Origin of the sequence: Enterococcus sp. AZ020 (assembly GCF_050499205.1) — a bacterium.
GTDB classification, from domain to species: Bacteria; Bacillota; Bacilli; order Lactobacillales; family Enterococcaceae; genus Enterococcus_L; species Enterococcus_L dunnyi.
Map to the genome: position 1 here is coordinate 2,084,768 of NZ_JBIPAT010000001.1, position 17,905 is coordinate 2,102,672.

14 protein-coding genes are annotated in these 17,905 nt (G+C 39.4%); 10 read left to right on the top strand and 4 right to left on the bottom strand.

Annotated features, from left to right (window positions below):
• The 3 genes from IGI58_RS10105 to IGI58_RS10115 form a co-directional block, all read right to left on the bottom strand.
• Positions 1-1,440: a helix-turn-helix domain-containing protein gene (locus IGI58_RS10105; protein ID WP_429955320.1), complete on the bottom strand. Its 1,440-nt coding sequence runs from the start codon at positions 1,438-1,440 to the stop codon at positions 1-3.
• Between the two features lie 76 nt (positions 1,441-1,516).
• Positions 1,517-2,326 carry an alpha/beta hydrolase gene (locus tag IGI58_RS10110; protein WP_429953521.1) on the bottom strand — a complete coding sequence of 270 codons (810 nt, stop codon included), beginning with the start codon at positions 2,324-2,326 and terminating at the stop codon, positions 1,517-1,519.
• Entirely contained in the window at positions 2,301-3,893 is a 1,593-nt protein-coding gene (locus IGI58_RS10115) for a PucR family transcriptional regulator (protein ID WP_087640706.1), read from the bottom strand. Before IGI58_RS10115 ends, IGI58_RS10110 begins: the two co-directional genes overlap by 26 nt.
• A 122-nt stretch (positions 3,894-4,015) precedes the next feature.
• On the opposite strand from IGI58_RS10115, the gene fdrA reads away from it, so the two are divergent.
• The 5 genes from fdrA to IGI58_RS10140 all read left to right on the top strand — a co-directional run bounded on the left by fdrA (position 4,016) and on the right by IGI58_RS10140 (position 11,657).
• Positions 4,016-7,024 (top strand): acyl-CoA synthetase FdrA, encoded by a 3,009-nt coding sequence (fdrA, locus tag IGI58_RS10120; protein WP_429953520.1) that lies wholly within the window; start codon positions 4,016-4,018, stop codon positions 7,022-7,024.
• Between the two features lie 15 nt (positions 7,025-7,039).
• A complete protein-coding gene (arcC, locus tag IGI58_RS10125; RefSeq protein WP_429953519.1) occupies positions 7,040-7,972 on the top strand; it encodes a carbamate kinase in 933 nt (310 codons plus the stop codon).
• 48 nt (positions 7,973-8,020) lie between these two features.
• Complete coding sequence (locus IGI58_RS10130) at positions 8,021-9,358, top strand: citrate transporter (protein WP_422389715.1); 1,338 nt, start codon at positions 8,021-8,023, stop codon at positions 9,356-9,358.
• Between the two features lie 21 nt (positions 9,359-9,379).
• Positions 9,380-10,603, top strand: coding sequence for an amidohydrolase family protein (locus tag IGI58_RS10135; protein ID WP_176372821.1), 1,224 nt, complete (start codon positions 9,380-9,382; stop codon positions 10,601-10,603).
• Between the two features lie 226 nt (positions 10,604-10,829).
• Entirely contained in the window at positions 10,830-11,657 is an 828-nt protein-coding gene (locus IGI58_RS10140) for a DUF2877 domain-containing protein (protein WP_429953518.1), read from the top strand.
• A gap of 317 nt (positions 11,658-11,974) precedes the next feature.
• On the opposite strand, the gene IGI58_RS10145 is transcribed toward IGI58_RS10140, so the two are convergent.
• Positions 11,975-12,865 (bottom strand): MurR/RpiR family transcriptional regulator, encoded by an 891-nt coding sequence (locus IGI58_RS10145; protein ID WP_225533415.1) that lies wholly within the window; start codon positions 12,863-12,865, stop codon positions 11,975-11,977.
• 622 nt (positions 12,866-13,487) lie between these two features.
• On the opposite strand from IGI58_RS10145, the gene IGI58_RS10150 reads away from it, so the two are divergent.
• Genes IGI58_RS10150 through IGI58_RS10170 form a run of 5 tightly spaced genes read left to right on the top strand, consistent with a single transcriptional unit; the run spans position 13,488 to position 17,874 of the window.
• Positions 13,488-14,486, top strand: a complete 999-nt coding sequence (locus IGI58_RS10150; protein WP_429953517.1) for a D-isomer specific 2-hydroxyacid dehydrogenase family protein — start codon at positions 13,488-13,490, stop codon at positions 14,484-14,486.
• Positions 14,487-14,504: 18 nt separating this feature from the next.
• Entirely contained in the window at positions 14,505-15,611 is a 1,107-nt protein-coding gene (locus tag IGI58_RS10155) for an iron-containing alcohol dehydrogenase family protein (protein WP_429953516.1), read from the top strand.
• Between the two features lie 11 nt (positions 15,612-15,622).
• Positions 15,623-16,465: a PTS mannose/fructose/sorbose/N-acetylgalactosamine transporter subunit IIC gene (locus tag IGI58_RS10160; RefSeq protein WP_429953515.1), complete on the top strand. Its 843-nt coding sequence runs from the start codon at positions 15,623-15,625 to the stop codon at positions 16,463-16,465.
• Between the two features lie 20 nt (positions 16,466-16,485).
• Complete coding sequence (locus tag IGI58_RS10165; protein ID WP_087640722.1) at positions 16,486-17,343, top strand: PTS system mannose/fructose/sorbose family transporter subunit IID; 858 nt, start codon at positions 16,486-16,488, stop codon at positions 17,341-17,343.
• A 24-nt stretch (positions 17,344-17,367) separates the two neighbouring features.
• Positions 17,368-17,874, top strand: a complete 507-nt coding sequence (locus tag IGI58_RS10170; protein ID WP_429953514.1) for a PTS system mannose/fructose/N-acetylgalactosamine-transporter subunit IIB — start codon at positions 17,368-17,370, stop codon at positions 17,872-17,874.
• Positions 17,875-17,905 lie beyond the last annotated feature (31 nt).

Here is a 17,905-nt window from a genome sequence, read left to right on the forward strand (position 1 = left end):
TTAAAGGTACGGATCTAAAGTGAGCTCCTTCAATTGATGGAGCTCATTTTTTGTTGGGATCGAAGAGATATAGAAAACAGGATGAGCGACCTGTTCCAACGGGAAATTAGAAACAAGAAGATCCGTCTCATTTAATTGGATTTGCGCTAACTCAGTCCATTCAATTGCCTTTAATATTACGCGGTTACCAAGATAATCGGCCAATTCCTGCTGTAAAAAAGCTTTCCAGGCTGGCTCGCCTTGGTAAATAAAATAAATAGTCAGCATATGAGGCTGCAAAGAAAAAATCGCTTGCTGCTCCAGTAAACTTGCTAAATTGAAAAAATAATCTGAGTAATGGATCGCCGCTTCTGAACCTAGAATGGCTAACAATTGTTGATTTCTCGTATTAAAATCCAGCCATTGATTCTGTCTGCTCATAATCAATTCTTGATATTCCAGTTGAAACATTTCAGACAGAACAGGAGATTCAATATATTTGATCAGTAACAAAACTAAATTAGATGCTAATGGTGTGGCAGTTAATCTTGGCAGCTCGATTTCTTCAGCTAAATGGGCAACAAATGATTGTACAGCTGTTTCGAGTGAACCATACTGTTGATTAAAAACGTTCTTTAATTGCGTACCGTAGTGATTATCATAGTTCCAGCTTTCTAAAAAGCAGAAAAAGGCAAAAAATATTTCTTCTCCTTGTAAATAGATCCCTTCTTTAGCATACAAATCCTCTAAGTGGGGGGCATACAAAGCGAACAGTGTATCTGATTGCTCAAATGGAAATGTTTCGATACGGCAATTCGCTTTGATACGAATCGTATTGATAAAAAACCAGCAGGCACCAAAAATTTGTTCAGTATCGACAGAAACCGACGAGCGGTTGATTTTTTTTAGAAACAGGAAATAATGCTCTTCATGGATCGCATAATCTGTGAAAAAATAATTATTGTGGGTAAAAGGAACGAGCAGCCGATGATAAAAAATCCGTATGGCACTTTCTTCACCCAATAGCTGGGCGCTGGAAGCAGTCAATTTGATTTCGATATGATAGGATTTTAGCTGCTTGTTGATTTTTTTTGTATGGCGTTTCAAGGTTTCCAACGAAACACCATTATTTTGCAGAAACACAGGAGTCACCAATTCTTTAGTGAAAAATAGTTCTTTGACTAGTTGGACACTGACAGACTGGTCTAAAAATAGTTCCCATATATCATTCGTCAGTGCATTGCTGGCGTTCACCAAACGAATACCAGAGCTGTCCGTTTCGATCGACCAACCCAATGGAAGCTGCTCACGGATCAATTGTAAATCTGAAAAAATCGTTCGTTCTGTTGTGCCTATAGTAGCTGACAGATTTTTTGCGGTAATGGTTTGCTGATTCAACAACTGCTCCAATAATAGGATCTGCCGTTGAATATCTTTTTCTGTAATAATTTTTTTTAGCATTGAATACATAGTGAGACCCTCCAGAATTCAAGTATCTTTGATCCGAGGTGACATCAAATCAACGACCAATACGTTATTATAATACGGAAGTTAACCAGTTGTCTAAATGTTTAAGCACCTTTTGTACCTGACTGTCCTGTGAAAGCTTAAGAAAATCATGCTCCAGATAGTAAACAGGTTCAAATCTGCTATTAGGAATCGTTTTTCCAAGTAGTTTGCTGTAGCGAAACGGGATTTCTTCATCAGAACTACTGGCGCTGCTGAAACAAGGAGGAAATGTCTGCAGCATTTCTTTTGTGATGGCGAACTCATGGATAGTTTCCTCATTTATGCCATAAAATTTACTGATCATTTGTTGTTGAACAGCATAGTGATAAAGAAGGTATCTATTCAAAAAAGGATCATCCCAGACATTCTCCTTTTGCTCCACTTGTTGGATTTCTTTTTCAGAAATGGTTTGCTCGATTAAATGACGTGGTGTATCAATAAATGATAGGTCTGTATATCCGTAAAAATTGACCAAAAAATCAGGTCTAGGTAATAGTCCCCGCTTAACTAATTGCAACATCAAAAAACTGCCTGCCGAACGTCCGCAAAAACCAAAGGGACGAGACTGGATCACTTCGTCTTTCAATAGTCCAATGGCTTCTTCAAGTGCAGTCAAGATATTTGGTAAGCTTGTATTTGGTGCAAGTAAATAATCAACGGCGATCACTTGAAAGCCGTTTTTTAAAAAGACTTGTTTTAACTCTTCTGTTAGATCAGCTTTCGTACCGTAGATGAGGCCACCGCCGTGAAAGTAAATGATCGCTTTTTTTGGTTCGATGCTTTCTGGCAGATAAATGTCTACAGCTGCGCCATTAGCTAATTGGCGTGTTTTTTTCATGGGCTTTTCTCCTCATTTTGATAATATATGTGCCGATCTCATAATTCAATAGCTGCAAGGGATTAGAAAAATCGATCGCCAGCAGTTGCTCGGCTTTATTTAACCGGTAACGGATCGTTTTCGAATGTAAAAACATCGCTTCGGCTGTTTGTTTGTAGTTACGTTCATTTCTTAGAAATTGGTAAAAGGTCTCAAAAAGGTCGTAATTGCTATTCGCTAGCTGCTGCAAGGATTCAGGAACAAAGGTATCCATTTCATTTAGCTGTTCATTTTGGATAAAGTAACGGAAAATGCCGATATCCGCTAAACTAACGATCGCATCGCTGTAAAATTCTTCGTTGAACCGTAAAATATCTAAGCATTCCATCAAAATTTCTTTGATTTCATGTTTGGGTTTTACATTACTGATCGCCAAAGAAAGATCAGGATTTGACTCTAGTGTTTTCGCTAAAAGATGTTCGACTTGTTCCTTAGTGATGCTGCCGTTTGCTCCATCAAAATTAAAAAGAACGACGGAATAACTATGCTGATCGAAAAAAATAGAGCGGACTTTCAGAGAACGTAATAAAGAAAGGACTTTTTCTTTGATCAGCTGGATCGTTGTTGAGCGAGTTGAAAAAGCAACAGCCTGATAGGAGGGAAATAAACTCATATTGGCTTCCAACAGCAAGCTTTCCAATTCATCCGGGTTAGCAGGTGTATTTTGTAGAATCGCATCCGCTAAATTATTTAAACGAGTATACCGTTCTTTTTTCAATAAACGTTCTGTATTGAATTTTTCCTGCAGCACATCGATCGTATTTTCGATAATTACAAGGTCAGTTTCTTTGATCTCAGGTTCATTTAAATAAACCAATAATAAACAATTGGATGAATAGCTGTTAAAAATACTGACTTCAAGTGCTTGCTGTGTTTTGACACTTGATTGCGAATAAAGCTGTAAAAGAGAGTAATCATTTTTAGTGAACTCACCATTTGTGACAGCTTCACGCGATAAGACGATCCCGTCTTTTGCTTGTTCCCCGAAATTGATTTCGATATGCTTATCGATCAATTTCAAGCTGCAGGGACTACCGATGATCTGATAAAATTCCTGCATGATCGCTTCAAGTGAGGGAAAGCTTTTTTCCAGCTTCGTGAACCGCTGTCGTACTTCGTAATACGTGCGCAAGATATGCGTCTGATGATTAAGTAAAGGTTCATAAATGGTCAATAAGATTTTTTCATAACTAACTTCCTGAGAGATCTTGATCAATGGGATTTGATATTTGAAACATAAATCAATAAACCAAACAGGGATCATTGTAATGAAACGATCCATTTTGACGACTAAACCACTCACACCTATGACTTGCATCTTTGAAAAAAATTCTTCTAATAATTCATTTGATTGTCCGTTGAATGCGTAAAAAGAAGTTAGGATCAGCTGATTTTTCTTACTCCACTGCTCGATATCGATAGCTTCAAGAACCATCGCTGACTCCACTTCATTTTCCAGGCCGATCTCTTTCGTTAAAATTTTACTCGTTTTTAAGTCTCCGATCGACAAAAGTTCCTTCAATTTCATTAAAATCACCTTTTTCCCCTATATGGATAAAAATTATATCATTTTTTTAGAATATTGTCCGATGAAAACACATTCATTTTTGGATTACAATAAAAATGTATTAAGGAGATAGGAGGATACATATGTTAAACACAGTAATTTTAAAAAATAATTACCAAGATTCCATTAACTTGATGTTGTTGACCAACCAAATTAATGCGCTTTCTGCTGTCAAAATGAGTCAACTGATGATGGGGACAGATGCCAATAAAGACATTTTACTAAACACAGCACTTCTGACAGATGAAGCAAAGGCTGCTTCACCAAATGATCTGATGATCGTTGTCGATAGTGATGAACCGACGATCATGGATCAAGTATTGCCTGAGGTCGATAAATTTTTAAGTGATCTATCCTCAAAGGGTGCAGATGAAAAAGACCGTGCATCAACCTCATGGAAAGAAGCACTGGAAGAATTACCGGATGCTAATATGGCATTATTCAGTATTCCAGGAGAATATGGTGCCGCTGAGATGGAAACCGCTCTAAAGAATGGACTGCATGTCTTTTCATTTACGGACAACATCCCAGTTGAAGATGAAGTGAAATTAAAAAAATTAGCACATGAAAAAGGCCTGTTGATGATGGGACCAGATTGTGGCACTGGAATCATTTCAAGTATTCCGATCGCGTTCACAAATGTTATCACGCCAGGAAATATTGGTGTAGTTGGCGCTTCCGGAACAGGAATCCAAGAAGTAACAACGATCATCGATCGTTTAGGCGGCGGTGTTGTACATGCTATCGGTACTGGCGGACGTGATCTGAGCGATAAAGTCGGGGCAGTGACAATGAAAGATGGCATTGTTGCATTAGAAAATCACGAACCAACAGATGTGATCTGTGTTATCTCTAAACCACCTGCAAAAGAAGTACGTGACGAAGTTGTTCAACTATTACAAAGCATATCAAAACCAGTTGTAGCGATCTTCTTAGGTGAAAAACCAACAGCTCATGAAGGCAAAGTTTATTTAGCTCATACATTAGAAGAAACAGCCCAAATCGCTGTTGATCTAGCTAATGATACAGCGATCAAAGCCAATTACTTTGAAGAAATCGAAATGCCGAAAGTTCGTGCATTAAGTGAAGAAAAAGTCATCACTGGTTTGTATTCTGGCGGTACCTTAGCGGCTGAAGCTGGTATGTTGATCTCAGAAGCATTAGGGTTAGACGGCTTAGTGAAAAAAGAAGGCTATGTCTTAAAATCACATGGCTACGATGTGATCGATCTAGGCGATGATATTTATACACAAGGCAAACCACATCCAATGATCGACCCGGAAGTCCGCATCAAAAAAATCCGTGAGTATGCAGAAGACCAAAAAACTGGCGTGATCTTACTTGATTTCGTTCTTGGCTATGGCGCTCACGAAGATATGGTCGGCGCTTTACTTCCTGTCATCAAAGAAGAGCAAGCAAAAGCTGCTGCGAATGGACGTGAACTGTATTTTGTTGCAACTGTTGTAGGCACAAACAATGATCCTCAAAACTATGCACAAGCAGTGAATCAACTAAAAGAAAACAACGTGTTAGTTGCACCAAGTAACGCTAAAGCTGTTCGTCTTGCTTTAGGCTTAAAAGGCATCTCATTGTCAGAAGCAGACAAAGCAGTTGTTTCTTATCAAGGTGAAACGATCACTGTTCCAGCTGCGAGTGAAAAAGTCATGGAACTATTGAATACAAAACCTAGAATCATCAACGTTGGCTTACAAAGTTTCAATGAATCGATTCAAAAATTCGACGGTAAATCTGAACAATTCAACTGGAAACCAAGAGCTAACGGCAATAAGAAAATGATCAAAATTCTAAATGCTTTAGAAGATCATGCAGAAGAAATCGATCGCGAAAACCAAAAAGTGATCGAAAAAATCAAAAATGCTCAACCATTCCTGACAGATGTTGTGTTAGCGAAAACAGTGATTCCAGAACTGAATGAATCACAAAAAACGATCTTACATGCTGGGCCTCCGATCGAGTGGCAAGCAATGACGGGTCCTATGAAAGGTGCTGTGGTCGGTGCAGCAATTTTTGAAGGCTGGGCAGCGAATGAAGCCGAAGTTAGTCAAATGATCAAAAACAATGAGATCCGCTTTATCCCTTGTCATCATGTGAATGCCGTAGGACCAATGGGCGGGATCACATCAGCAAATATGCCGGTCTTTGTCGTGGAAAACCGCTTAGATGGCACACGCGGCTACTGTACAATGAATGAAGGTATCGGAAAAGTCTTGCGTTTTGGCGCCTTCTCAGAAGAAGTGATCACACGATTGAACTGGCTGCGTGATGTTTTAGGACCAACACTTTCAAAAGCGTTGAATAAAAGTGAAGATGGCATCAACCTAAGCGTATTGATCGCTCGTTCGATCACGATGGGAGATGAATTCCATCAACGGAACTTTGCAGCATCATTGAATTTCTTACGTGAAATCGCTCCTTATATCATTTTGGTCGATATGGATGTTCAAGACCGCTTTGATGTCATGAAATTCTTGGCAGATACAGATCAGTTCTTCTTGAATATCATGATGGCAGCAGGTAAAACGATCGTTGATACAGCAAGAAAAGAAGCTAAAGGTACGATCGTAACGACACTTGCTAGAAATGGTGTGGATTTTGGAGTTCGTATTGCTGAAACAAATGATGAATGGTTTACTGCACCAGTGAATTTACCTAAAGGTTTATATTTCACTGGCTTTACAGAAGAAGACGGCAACCCTGATATGGGTGACAGTGCGATCACAGAAACAGTCGGAGTTGGTGGTATGGCAATGGTTGCAGCGCCTGGTGTTACTCGTTTCGTTGGTGCGGGCGGTTTCCAAGATGCGCTTGAGACATCAAATGAAATGGCAAAAATCAGCGATACACACAATCCAACCTGGACGATTCCAACCTGGGATTTCCAAGGAACTTGCTTAGGGATCGATATTCGTAAAGTCGTTGAAACAGGGATCACACCAGTGATCAATACAGGGATCGCACATAAAGATGCCGGTGTTGGCCAAATCGGTGCAGGAACTGTCCGCGCACCTCTCGCTTGTTTTGAAAAAGCATTAGAAGCGTATGCAAAAGAGTTAGGTATCACAGTCGACTGATAGGAGGAAGAAAACGTGCTGAACGTGATTGCATTAGGCGGAAACGCCATTTTAGATAAAATTCCGACAGATGAAGGACAACGTGAGGTTGTTAGAAACGTAGCGGCTGAGATCGCTTCATTCATCAAACAAGGAGAAAAAGTTGTCTTGTGTCACGGAAATGGACCGCAAGTGGGGAACTTGCTGATCCAGCAAAAAATGGGTGATTCTGAAAAAACACCGATGATGAAACTAGATACAAATGTTGCGATGACCGAAGGCAGTATTGGCTATTGGATCCAACAAGAGCTTCAAAATGAATTAAAGAAACAAGGGGTAGAAAAAAGTGTTGTCAGTGTTGTGACGCAAGTAGAAGTGGATAAAAACGACCCGTCATTTACGACACCAACAAAACCGATCGGGCCTTTTTATACAAAAGAGGAAGCAGATGAAAAAGTGAAGAAAGGAGAAGGCATTTACGCAGAAGATTCTGGGCGCGGCTACCGTAAGGTGATCGCGTCTCCAGAACCAAAACGAATCATCGAAAAAGAAGCGATCCAGTCATTGATCGCAGCAGATGTTATTACCGTTTGTGTCGGCGGCGGCGGTGTTCCCGTTGTTTCTGATGAAAAAGGAATGTTGGCTGGAGCAGAGGCCGTGATCGACAAAGATTTGTCTGCTCAAAAATTAGCTGAGGAAATTGGAGCAGAGCGTTTGATTGTTTTGACAGGTGTTGATAACATCTATGTGAACTTCAATCAACCAAATCAAAAGAAATTGGAAACACTGACGGTTTCAGAAGCACAGCAGTACATTTCAGAAGGCCAGTTTCCAGCTGGAAGTATGTTGCCGAAAGTAGAGTCAGCGATTGGCTTTGTCAAAGATCGAAAAGACAGAGAAGTCGTCATCACCTCTATCGAAAACCTTGGGAACATTCCAAAAGGCTACGGAACAAAAATCGTTTGTTAACTAAAAAGAACAAGAAGGAGTAGAACGATGAACATACGAAAGAAAATGATGTTTCTTTTATTCTCGATTTTTATTGGGGGATTATCGGGAATCAGTGCGTACGCGGCAGAAATGGATAAAGTCGTAGCACCAACTGGATTTAAAGCTATTTTAGTATTGATACCATTGATTTTAGTGCTAGTATTATTGTTCAAAAAAGTGGATATGATCATTGCCGGTTTAGTTGCTGGGATTTTAGCCATGATCATTGGCGGGATCAGTCTGGCAGACGCCAATACTCAATTGCTGGAGACGATTCCATCTATGTTGAGTATCACTGTACCGATCATCAACTCAGCTGTTGCGATGGCTGTATTTAAAGCCGGTAGTTATTCAGCGGCCTTGACCTTAGCAAAACGCGGAACAAAAGGAAAAGTAGAATATGTTTCAGCGTTTATCGTTATTCTATTAGCAGCAGCAACCTATATGTCAGGGATCGGCGGCGGAAGTGCAATGGTCATTGCGCCGTTAGCCTTTGCAGCTGTGGGTGTTGTACCTGAGCTGATTGCAGCGATGTCATTAGCTGCCGCAGTATCGTTTACAACGTCGCCGGCTTCTCTAGAATCAAGTATTGTGTCAAAATTAGGGGATGTCAGCGTGGCTTCTTATGTGTCACAAATGCGTCCATTCTGGTTATTATTTGTTGTTTTAGCGATCGTTTTAGCCTTTTGGGGTACGAAACATCGTAATATCGGCTTTAAAGAGTCAGAAGATGATGAGTATGAACAAAAAAGTAATGGTGAGTTATTCAAAATCACCTTACCGGCTATTTTCTTATTATTCGCTGTGATTTTTGGCCCTGTTGTGAATGACTTGATCGGCTTTGCTTTCTTTACACCGCTTGTCTATATGGTGTTGACATTGGCCTTGGTTTACTTATGTACAAACTTTACGATGAATCAATCTGTCGAAGCCATGGTTGATGGTTCAACGTATATTTTGACTCGTTTATTCCAAGTTGGGATTTTCTTAGCCTTCATCAATGTGATCGCTCAAACAGGAACCTTTGCTGTCATTGCAGGAGTTGCTCAAAATGCACCTGAGTTTATCGTAGTGCCAGTAGCGATCTTAACAGGTATCTTAATCGGAATTCCGGCAGGAGCTTATGTTGGTTCGGTATTGACATTAGTCTTACCAGTTGCTGTGTCATTAGGCTTCCCGCCATTGGCGCTAGGTTTTGTGACGGTAGGTGTCGGTTTAGGCAGTCAAATGAGTTTCGTAAACATTACGATGCAGGCATTGTCTTCTGGTTTCCAAATCCCGATTTTAGATGTGGTAAAAGGAAATGTGAAATGGTTGAGTCTTGCATCAGTTATTCTATTAGTTATTGGTTTTATTTTTGGATAAACAAAATAAGGAGTGGAAAAAATGGATTTATTGATCAAACAAGCACGTATTAAAGATGGCGAAGCGTTACAAGATGTAGCGATCGACAATGGAAAAATCGTTGAAATTGCCCCTGAAATCACTGGAGATGCCAAAGAAGTGATCGAAGCAGATGGTCGAGTGTTGATTCCTGGTTTAGTGGAAAGTCATATACATTTGGACAAAGCTTTGATCGCAGATAGAGAGCCAAACAAATCTGGTACCTTACAGGAAGCTATTCAAGTAACGGCTAAATTGAAACCGACCTTTACAGAAGAAGATATTTACAGCCGTGCCAAACAAGCATTAGAAATGATCATCAGCCATGGGGCAACAGCTGTTAGAACCCATGCAGAATTTGATCCGGCACAAGGTTTTACAGGTTTTAATACGATCATGAAATTGAAAGAAGAATACAAAGACTTGATCGATATGCAAGTAGTCGCATTCCCGCAAGAAGGGATTTTCAAAGCACCAGGAACTGAAAAAATGATGTATGAAGCAATGGAAATGGGCGCAGACGTTGTTGGAGGAATCCCTTATAACGATGCACCAGCGAATGAACATATCGACTTGATTTTTGAGATCGCTAAGAAGTATGATAAAGATATCGATCTACACCAAGATTTTGCGGATGAAGCAGATAATACGTCAATCGAATATCTATGCGAAAAAACCATCAAAGAGGGCTACGAAGGTCGTGTATCAGTTGGACATTTGACTGCGCTTCATGCGATGGAGCCAGAACAATTAGCTAAAGTGATCGATCTAATGGTCAAAGCGCAAATCAACGTGATGCCATTACCTGCTACAGATCTGCACTTAGGTGCACGAAATGATCAATACAATGTTCGTCGTGCAGTCACACCGATTCGTAAATTACGTGATGCAGGTGTGAATGTAGCTTTAGCAACCAACAATATCCGCAACGGCTTTACACCATACGGCAATGGCGACTTGATCCAAATCGCTATGTTGGCTGTTCCAGTGGGACACCTTGGCGGAGCAGATGACCTGCCAACCGTTTTACCGATGATCACTGAAAACCCTGCAAAAGCATTAGGCTTGAAAGATTATGGTTTAGCTGTCGGCAAAAAAGCAGATTTAGTATTATTAGATACAAAAGCAGTGGCAACTGCCTTGATCGATTTCCCAGAACGTTCTTACGTGATCAAAAACGGTAAGGTGACAGTGAAAGTCGATAAAAAAGTCAATATTTTAAGATAAAAGTTGAAAGAAAGAGGCTAAGAGTAAGACAAAACTAAAAATCAGTTTTGTTTCGCTCTCTAAACCCGAATCAACGGCGAGAAAAAAGTAGCTCCCTCGGAAATAAGCTGGAATTCACAAAAATTTGTAGAACAATTTTCGTGAATTCCTTCTTATTTCTCGGAGCTAAACACTTTTGTCTCAGCCTCTAGGCTCACTCTTTCTTTTTTTAAAGAAGGTGAAGTAAATGCAAGAACAAACAAGTATCAGTACATATTTAGCTACATTGAATGTATTTGGAAAAATGGGCAAGATCCATAGTGTTTTTGACCGTTCATTCAATATAGCTGTAAATGATCGTTTGATCAATGTCACAGCGACAGAAAATTTTTTATCCAGCTTTGGCTTGAAATTATCGACGACTAATTTTGACCAGCTTCAACCGTATTGTCAAAAAGGAAACCTAGTCAAATTGACGCGTGATTCGTTGACTGTATACAGCAAGTATGGGATTCAAACGATTCAGTTGGCACCATATAATCAAGTAGAGTTGAAAATCCAGTCGATTCCTTACCAGATCGAGGAACTTCAAAAGTTACAGGAACTACTTGAAATAAAGAATCTAGAGGCAACTATTGGCTTGTCGATAGGAGTCAAAGAAGTAGGCTATTTTTCACAACTAGCGTCCAATCAAGTAACAGACTGGGCGCAGATCGTTACCTATTTGACTGGACGAGGTAAAGGCTTGACGCCTAGTGGCGATGATATTTTATTAGGGTATTTATTTATGCTGAAAACCTATGAACACCCTGATGCTTCGATAGTTGCAGAGCAGATAAAGAGACATATAAAAGCTACAACGAGCATTAGTGAAAACTATTTTTACGCATTGCTTGCTAACTATGTGAGTTCAGTCGTGATGGATGTCTGGAGAGCATTAGATAGAAACGAATCAATGGAGCAATTGGCAGCAAAAATCGACCGACTGTTAGAAGTCGGTCATACATCGGGACATGATATGTGCTATGGTATTTTGTTGGGGATAAAAGCAGTAATAAAAGAACGATCTCAGTAAGAAAGGATAATCTTTTGTTTATTGGGTTGTTTTTTTGGTGATGAAGATAGTTTGGCTACGTTCAAAAAGTTAAATAATATAACTGTTGATGAATAGAAACCCAAAAAATCTCCAGAGAACGGTGTAAACACATAGGGGATATATTGCTTGGAACTTATGTCAGAAAATATAATAATGAAAAAAATGTGTGGATAAAAAATCCTGAATCAAACCAGATTCAGGATTTTTTTGATTTGTCTAGAAGAACTAGTAGTTCTTAAAATCAGGATATGCTACTAAATGCAGCAGCTAGATCTGATTCGATTACTTCCATCTCATCAAGGCGTAAAATTATAAGGATTCGTCTTCGTCGTACTGATATTATCTCTGATTTTTTTGATCGATTCAATATTCTGATCGTAATTATGATGCATAACATTGGTATATAAAATATCCATCACTGTCAAATAGCTGATCCGCGAGGCGAGTGATTCTGTTCTAAATAAGGTTTCCTCAGTTAAAACAATGATTGCTTGATTTGCTAAAGTAACTAGCTCGGAACCGCTATTCCCTGTTAAAACAATGATCTTTGCTGAGGTCTTTTTGATTTGTCGAGCGAGATTGACGGATTCTTTGGTTTGGCCGGAATGAGAAAAAATAAACACACAATCTTCACTGGTTAGCTTAGTAACGAAACTGAGCTGCATGTGGTAGTCGAAAATATAATTACAGCGGTATTTTGTTCGGATAAATTTGTGGAAGCTGTCAAAGGCGACGATCGATGAGCCTCCCAGACCAAAAAAATGTAAGGTTTTAGCGGAATAAATAATCGTCAATACACGGTCTAAAAGCTCTTCTGTCAAAAAATGAGTAGAATTGCTTAATGAGTAGATATTAGACTGAACAACTTTTTTTGCGATATCGATGCTGGAATCTTCAGGCAAGATATCATCTGCACCGGTATTGATATTTAAATTTTGAAAAGCAGGCTGGTAATTCGAATTGCGGGCAATATCGATTTTAAAATCTTGAAAGCCATTGTAGCCGATTTTTTTTACGAATTGATAAATAGATGACTGTGAAACTTCAATATCATTTGCCATATCTTCTAATGTTTTCCTTGAAAGCATTTCGTCAGAATGGACAAAATAGTGAGCAATTTTCTGTTCCGTTTCACTTAGATTGCCTTTTTTTAACCGTATTCTCTGATCTAGATAATGATTTTTCATAATAACCTCCATCTATAGTTCGATCTAATGATATATAATAATCAAGTTTGAGCAAAAGAAATGACCAATTAAGCGTTTTCTGTCTATTTTAGCTCATTTCGACGAAAAAAGCGTGACTAATTCTTAGACATCATTATAGAGAATAAAAATGTAAAAAACAATTTTTATTTTTTTAGAAAATTATTATAGAAAAACGCGATGTTATCTGGATTCTTTGGCGCTTCTTTTCTGATAATGAAGAAGAGAAATTTCCAATATTTATTTTAGTTCAGAGAATCAAATGTGATATCTAATGTGCTTTGAATGAAGAGAAAAATCATTCATTAACTAGAATGAAGATTCATTTTCATAAGGTTTACACAAATGGATGAATACGCTTTCAAACTCGTTTAGATGAAAGGTTTTATCATTAAAATAAAAAATATTTTTTATTTGTTGCAAACCTTTACATAATTTTTTTTAAGAAGTACTATTTAGGTGTTCAGTACGGAAAATAAAAACGTTTAACTGAATACGCTTTGTTTCAAAAACTATCGATAGTAAAAAGCGTGCTTATTTTTCCAAAAGAAAGCAGTTGATACAGTACAGTGAATACTGTAGAAGCCGTAAAAGGAGTGAGAGCATGTCAAAGTTTACGATTGCAATTGTTAATTCCAGTAGTTTTGGAAAAGTTTTTCCAGATCATATCAAGCGTTTAGAAGCAATTGGCAAGGTTGAATATGTAACAGTCGATTCTGAAATTTCTGGTCGTGAATTAGCAAAGGTTCTTCAAGGATTCAACGTTATTATTGCTAGTGTTACCCCGTTTTTTACAGAGGAATTTTTTGAACATAAAGATGAGCTATTATTGATTTCCAGACATGGCATCGGCTATAACAACATAGATATTGTTGCGGCAGAAAAGCATCATACGATTGTTTCGATCATTCCTGCATTAGTCGAACGTGATGCAGTAGCCGAAAATAATGTGACGAATTTGATGACGATTTTACGACGAACGGTGGAAGCGGATCTAAGCGTTAGGGAAGATCTATGGGAGAATCGGGCACGATTTGTCGGACGGACATTGTTTAACAAAACGGTCGGTGTGATCGGAGTTGGGAATACGGGCAGTGCAGTGGTTGAAATCGTCAGGAATGGTTTTCGTTGTGAAGTGCTAGCATATGATCCATACAAATCAGAGCGACATATTCAAAGCTATGGCGCTAAAAAAGTTGAACTTGAAGAGCTTTTGACATCTGCAGATATCATTTGTTTATGCGCGAACCTCACGGAGGATAATTATCATATGATTTCGTATAAAGAAATCGAAAAAATGAAAGACAATGTATATATATCAAATAGCGCAAGAGGAGCTTTAGTTGATGAAGATGCGATTGTAAACGGTTTAAAAAGCGGGAAGATCGCCGGCTTTGCCACAGATGTTTTAGAAGAAGAACCAGGGCGTAAAGATCATCCCTATTTAATGTTGGAAAATGTTGTCATGACGCCGCATACCTCTGCGTATACGATGGAATGTCTTGAAGCGATGGGCGAAAAATGTGTACGGGATGTTGAAGATGTTGTAGCAGGCAGATTACCGGAACGAACTGTTCAAGCACACAGCCATGTGACTGTTTAATGAATAGGAGTGAATAAGATGTTAAATGATCTAAAGGTAAAAGTTGGTCCGCAGTTTTACGAATATCATGAAGATGCGCTTGAAAAAGTACCAGATGTGTTGGAAGAATATGAGGCTAAAAAGATTTTGATCGTTCACGGAACGGTGTCATGGGAAAAAGCGAAAACCTATCTGAGCTTTGTTGAGCGTGCGAAGTATGCGTTTACCTATCATCGATATTCAGGAGAATGCAGTTATTATAGCGCCGATAGGATCGTAGAGTTGTCGAAAGCTGCTGATATTGATTTTATCATTGGAGTAGGCGGGGGAAAGTTGGCGGATTTAGTAGGGTATGCAGCACATTTGCTCGATCTTGATTTTGGCTTGATCCCTACGTTGGCAAGTAATTGCGCGCCGTGGACACCGTTATCTGTTATGTATAAAGAATCTGGAGAAGCAGAGGGAAAAACAGAACACTATTTAAGACAAGCGGCATTTTTGATTACTGATCCAAGACTAGTGATCGATGCTCCTGTCGATTATTTTATCGCAGGATTAGCAGATACGTTAGCCAAGTGGTATGAATCAGACGCGATTTTACAACAGGAGCATTTGAAAAATGAGCCTTTTTTACAGCTTGCGGCTTTCACAGCAAAATTGTGTAAAGAGGCTATCATGCAGGATTCGGTCAAGGCAATCGAAGATATGAAGGAAGGCGTTCTTTCAGAAGAATTTGTTCACTTATCAGAAATCATTTTTGCAGTAGCTGGAATGGTTGGCGGGTTAGGGGATAAATATGCTAGAAATGCAGCGGCGCATGCAATGCATGACGGTATGAGCAAATATATTCCTGAAAGTCATCCGTTTTTACATGGTGAAAAAGTCGCATATGGGATCTTTTATCAATTGGCATTAGAAGAGAAATGGCACCTGATCGATCAACTGCTGCCGTTTTATCAAGCGTTGAAACTACCAGTATCTTTACAGCAAATGGGCATTTATCCTGAGGAAAGTGTGATCGATGAGATTATTGAATTTATTGATTCTAAGGAAAAGGTTCATCTGATTCCTGTAACGACCACTCGATCTTCATTGAAAAATGCATTGCTGTCGCTGGAAGAATATATAAAAGAAAAAAGGGAATAGAAGGAGGACATATGGAAACATTAAGTGTGATGCAAAGTTTCTTGATCGCATTGTGGACAGCGGCGGTCATGTCAAGATGGTTAGGGGGAGGAGCGACTCTTACCTTACGATTCTCGCCTTTGATGACAGGGCTGATCGTTGGGTTAGTGATGGGAGATGTTGCGCAGGCAATGATCGTAACAGCGGCTTTGCAAATGATTTATATGGGTGTTTTCTCACCAGGAGGGTCAATGCCGGCAGAGCCTTCTATTGCAGCGGCAATCGCTGTTCCAGTCGCATTGTTAGGAAATTTAACACCTGAAGCAGCGATCGCTGTGGCAGTTCCTGTTGGTTTGTTGGGCAGTTATTTGTATCAATTTAGATTCTTTATTAATACATTTTTAGGGAAATATACGGATAAAGCAGTAGAAGACTTAAATCCTAAAGCCATTTCCCGCTCAGTGATCATGTATCCGACGATTGCGTCATTTACTCTATTTGTACCATTAGTTTTTGTTGCACTTTACTTTGGCGCTCCTGTGATCGCTGATGTGATCACTGCACTTGAAGGTACTGTCGTGATCCACGTATTAGAAGTTGTCGGCGGCGGTTTAGCGGCCATTGGTATTGCGACGACGATTTATGTCATTGGACGCAAAGATTATATGGTCTTTTTCTTTCTGGCTTATTTCATCAGCATCGTATTCAAATCCTTGGAAGTTACAATGGTGACTTATGCGATTTTCGGCGTATTGATCGCACTGATTTTTGTTCAATCTCAAAAAGGTAAGAATGCACCAGTTGCTCAAAGCAGTAATGGAGAAGCAGCAACTTTTTCAGATGACGATGATGACGATTACGATGATGGATTCTAATGGAAATAGGAGGGAATAAAATGACAGAGATCAACAAAAGTACAAATCTTGCGCCTGAGGAAATCACGAAAAAGGATGTAACGAAAGCGTATCTTAGATGGCACTTTGCCAACGAAATTCCCCATTCTTTTGAACGCTATCTGGCACCTTCGCTGCTTTATGCGATGATGCCGATTTTACGAAAGCTTTATAAAGATGAGGATAAATTAAAAGCAGCCTATAAAAGACAACTGCTCTTTTTCAATACACAATTAAGCTGGGGCGGTGGTGTCATTACTGGACTGATGTCTTCCATGGAGCAACAGCGTGCACAAGAAGAACATGAGGGCACGGAAATTTTGATGCAGGACGATTTGATGTATAACACGAAAGCTGGGCTGATGGGGGCACTTGCTGGGATCGGGGATGCCATTGATTCAGGAACAGTGCAATACATTTTTATTGCTATAGCGGTACCGTGGGCTGAACAAGGGAGTGCGCTTGGCGCATTGTTCCCATTTGTAGCATTTGCTTTGTATCAAGCGATCCTAGGTGTTTTCTTTGCACGTCAGGCCTTCAGTATGGGACGTAATGCAACAGGTTTGATGCAAAGTTCAGGCGTTCAAAATGCGATCGAAACCTTATCAGTACTGGGACTATTTATGATGGGAATCTTAGCTGGAAATTATGTCAAAGTATCCTCTGCACTGCAATTTAAGATTTCAGGACGAGAATTTGTCATACAGGATATCTTAGATCAGATCGTTCCGGGAATCTTGCCGCTTGCAGTGGTGATGGGCGTTTACTGGTTCTACACGAAAAAAGGATTAAAAGTGACACAAGCCCTGCTGTGGCTGACAGGAATCCTGATCGTGTTGGCTGCTATTGGGATCTTATAAAACAAGAAGAGGATGTGAATAGAGATGGGTGTTATCAATTTAGCTCGTGTAGATGAGCGCTTGATCCATGGACAAGTCATGATGACGTTATCACAAAAGAGCGGTGTAAATTCGATTTTTGTGGTGGATGATGTGGTTGCGAAAGATAAATTTATGCGTGAATTATATAAAAGTGCTGGGGGACGAACTGGACAAAAAACGATCGTCATTACACCAGATAAAGCCAAATTTTATTGGGATGAGTATAATTTTAAAGAATATAACTGCATTTTGATCACGAAAACGATCAGTGTGATTTATGATCTAGTCACACATGGCGTACCGATGAAGGAACTGAATATCGGCGGGATTGCTCAAAAAGATCCAGAGAAAGATTTATTAGTCACCAAATCCGTGTATTTGAATCGATCGGATGCAGAAAAATTAAAAGACTTAAATGAAAATTACGGTGTGGAAGATATCTATTTTCAAGCTACACCTGCAGCACCTAAATCAATGCTGAAGGAAGTTTTGGCAAAATTTAATTTATAAAAAAAGATCAACGAGTCAAGATAGGATGGGA